This window comes from Streptomyces sp. NPDC002044 (assembly GCF_040296725.1).
GTDB lineage: Bacteria > Actinomycetota > Actinomycetes > Streptomycetales > Streptomycetaceae > Streptomyces > Streptomyces antarcticus.
Genome location: NZ_JBEOXU010000286.1, coordinates 1 through 3,428 on the forward strand (window position 1 = coordinate 1; position 3,428 = coordinate 3,428).

General features: G+C 74.8%; 3 protein-coding genes. 2 read left to right on the plus strand and 1 reads right to left on the minus strand.

Features of this window, described 5'->3' with window-relative positions; genetic code table 11:
• Positions 1-1,073: SDR family oxidoreductase (locus tag ABT106_RS31495; RefSeq protein WP_351284357.1), on the minus strand; the 1,073-nt coding region annotated here is incomplete at its 3' end.
• A 193-nt stretch (positions 1,074-1,266) separates the two neighbouring features.
• On the opposite strand from ABT106_RS31495, the gene ABT106_RS31500 reads away from it, so the two are divergent.
• On the plus strand, positions 1,267-2,760 hold the full coding sequence (locus ABT106_RS31500) for a zinc-dependent metalloprotease (RefSeq protein ID WP_351284360.1): 1,494 nt from the start codon (positions 1,267-1,269) through the stop codon (positions 2,758-2,760).
• Entirely contained in the window at positions 2,757-3,296 is a 540-nt protein-coding gene (locus ABT106_RS31505; protein WP_351284363.1) for an NUDIX hydrolase, read from the plus strand. The genes ABT106_RS31500 and ABT106_RS31505 overlap by 4 nt, the downstream gene beginning before the upstream one ends.
• The last annotated feature ends 132 nt before the right edge of the window (positions 3,297-3,428 follow it).

Sequence of the window (3,428 nt, forward strand, 5' to 3'; positions counted from 1 at the left end):
GTCGCCGCGTCCTTGCGGCCCAGGCGGCGGCCGGCGACGGTGTGCCGGCCCGCGACCTCCTGGAGGAGCTCGGCGAGCACCTCCTCGTTGGTCCAGCGCGGCCGCCAGCCGGCCGCGTGCAGCCCGCTGACGCTGACCACCCACGGGTGCATGGTGTACGCCAGGTCGCCCGCCGGGGACGGGGTCAGACCGATCCGGTGCAGCCGGGCCGCCGCGCCCAGCGCGACCGCCGAGGGAAGCTCCATGCGGCGGATGCCGCTCAGCTCCTCGACCTCCTCCTGTTCGAGCCAGCCCTCGCAGCCGACCGCGAGCTCGCCCTCGACCTTCTCCAGGGCGGCGTACTCCAGCGCGCTGACCAGGTCCTCCACATGGCAGAACTGCCACGTGGGGCGGGAGCCGGCCACCACGAGCAGGCGCGGGGACTCGAAGTAGCGGGTCAGCGCGGTGTCCGTACCGCCGACCAGGACCGCGGGGCGGACCACGGTGACGTTCAGGCCGGGGTGCGCGCGGGGCGCCCGGCGGCCGAGCCGCTCGATCTCCAGCAGGTCGCCGACGCCGGTGGCCTCGGCGGTGGCCCGCAGCTCGGAGTCCTCCGACAGCGGGATGTCGTTGTCCGGCAGGGCCCCGTAGACCATGGCGGAGGTGCAGAGCACGACCCGGTGCACACCGCCCGCCGCGGCGGCCGTCAGCACGGTCTGGGTGCCGCGCACGTTGTACGCGGTGCGGGCCGCCGGATCGGTTTCCAGGTCGAGGTCCAGGGCGAGGTGGACCACGACGTCCGCGCCGCGCAGTTTCTCGGCGATGGCGGGGTCCCGTACGTCCAGGACGTGCCACTGCGCGTCCGCGCAGTCCCCCCGCCGCTCGTCGATCGCGACGACCTGCTTGACCTCCTCGGAAGCGGCCAGGCGGGCCACCAGCGCCGCGCCGACACCCGACGCGGCGCCGGTCACGGCGATCACGGGGCCTCGCACGGCGGGGTTTCGCGGCAGGCGAACGCCATGGGCGCTGTCGCCGTGGTCGGGGCGGTTGTCGGCGTCGTCGGTCGCGCGAACCTGTGGATCTGGGGAACTCACCGGGCGTCTCCAGCGGTTGTCTTCAGTAGGGACGCGCCGTGACGCGTACCCACCAGGTGATGTCCATCCTGCCGCAGCCCAGGAGTCGGCGGAGCACCGAGCCCGTAAGCGGGTGTGGTGTCTACGCTGGGTGGTGTTGTCGGACCATTGCCCGTCGGCTCCCGCCGGCGGCCCTACGAGCCGAGGAAACCCCGTGAGCGACACCCCATTCGGATTCGGCCTTCCGCCGGAGGAGCCGGAAGACGGCGACGAGGGCAAGAAGAAGGGCAATCAGGGCGGCCAGGGCGGCCCGCCGAATCCGTTCGGGTTCCCGGGCATGGGCCTGCCGGGCGGCGTGGGCGGCGCGGGCGGGGCGGACAACCCGTTCGCCGCGATGTTCGGCTCGATGGACCCGAACGACCTGGGCGCGGCCTTCCAGCAGCTCGGCCAGATGCTCAGCTACGAGGGCGGTCCCGTGAACTGGGACATGGCGAAGGACATCGCCCGCCAGACCGTCGCCCAGGGCACCGCGGACGGCGTGAAGGACACGAGCGTCGGCGTCGCCGAGAAGTCGGCGGTCGAGGAGGCCCTGCGCCTGGCGGACCTGTGGCTGGACGGCGTGACCTCGCTGCCCTCGGGTGCGAACACCGCCGTGGCCTGGAGCCGCGCCGAGTGGGTCGAGGCGACCCTCCCGGTGTGGAAGGAGCTCGTGGACCCGGTCGCGGAGCGCGTCGGCGCGGCCATGGGCGGCGTCCTGCCCGAGGAGATGCAGGCCATGGCGGGCCCGCTGCTCGGCATGATGCGCTCCATGGGCGGCGCGATGTTCGGCCAGCAGATCGGGCAGGCCGTGGGCACGCTCGCGGGCGAGGTCGTCGGCTCCACCGACATCGGGCTGCCCCTGGGCCCGGTCGGCCGGGTGGCGCTGCTGCCGCTGAACATCGAGGGCTTCGGCAAGGACCTGGGCGTCGCCTCCGAGGAGGTGCGGCTGTACCTGGCGCTGCGCGAGGCGGCCCACGCCCGGCTCTTCGCCCACGTGCCGTGGCTGCGCTCGCACCTGTTCGGCGCCGTCGAGGCGTACGCCCGCGGCATCAAGGTCGACACCTCGAAGCTGGAGGACGTGGTCGGCCAGCTCGACCCGTCGAACCCGGAGCAGCTGCAGGAAGCACTCCAGGGCGGCCTGTTCCAGCCCCAGGACACGCCCGAGCAGAAAGCCTCCCTGGCGCGTCTGGAGACGGCGCTCGCGCTGGTCGAGGGCTGGGTCGACGCGGTGGTCCACGAGGCCGCCAAGCCCCGTCTGGCCTCGGCGGACGCCATGCGCGAGACCATGCGCCGGCGGCGCGCCTCGGGCGGCCCGGCGGAGCAGACGTTCGCGACGCTGATCGGTCTGGAGCTGCGTCCGCGCCGGCTGCGCGACGCCTCGCGGCTGTGGGCCTCGCTGACCGACGCGCGCGGCGTGGACGGCCGGGACGGCCTGTGGGAGCACCCCGACATGCTGCCGACCGCCTCCGACCTGGACGACCCGGACGGCTTCGTGCACCGCGAACAGCTGGACTTCTCCGAGATCGACAAGATGCTCGGCGAGGCGGCCGAGAAGCGCGGCAAGGGCGCGGCCGGGGCCGACCGGGCCGAGGCGACCGACGAGGCCGACGAGACCGGGACGGGCCAGGCCGACGGTGGGGACGAGACCGGGGGCGAAGAGAAGAAGTGAGCCTCCACGACGACGCGGTCCTCGTACTGAAGCGGTACGAGGACCAGCCCGAGCTGCGCGACGTGTACCTGGAGCACCTGGCCGCCCACCCGGACGGGGTCTACAAGCCCTGCACGGCCGGTCACCTCACCGGCAGCGCGCTGGTGGTCGACCCGGAGCGCGGACGCGTCCTGCTGACCCTGCACAAGAAGCTGGGCATCTGGCTTCAGACGGGCGGCCACTGCGAGCCCGGTGACACCACCCTGGCGGAGGCGGCGCTGCGCGAGGCCGTGGAGGAGTCGGGCATCGCCTCCGGGCTGACGCTGCTGCCGGGCGGCCCGGTGCGCCTGGACCGGCACCCGATCCCGGCCCCGTGCCACTGGCACCTGGACGTGCAGTACGCGGCCCTGGCCCCGGCCGGCGCCGTGGCGGAGATCAGCGAGGAGTCGCTCGACCTGCGCTGGTTCCCGTACGCGGAGGTGGCGGCGGTGGCCGACACCTCGGTCGTGCTGCTGCTGGAGGCGACCCTGGCGCGACTGGGCGGCCCGGGCCGCTGAGCGCGGCGCCCGGGACGGGCGCGGGGGCGCGGGGGGGGGCGGGGGGGCCGGCCCCCCGCGCACGCGCGCCGGGGGGGACGGGGCCCGCGGGGGGATGGTGTCGGGCGGGGCGCCCGCGGGGGCCGACGCGCC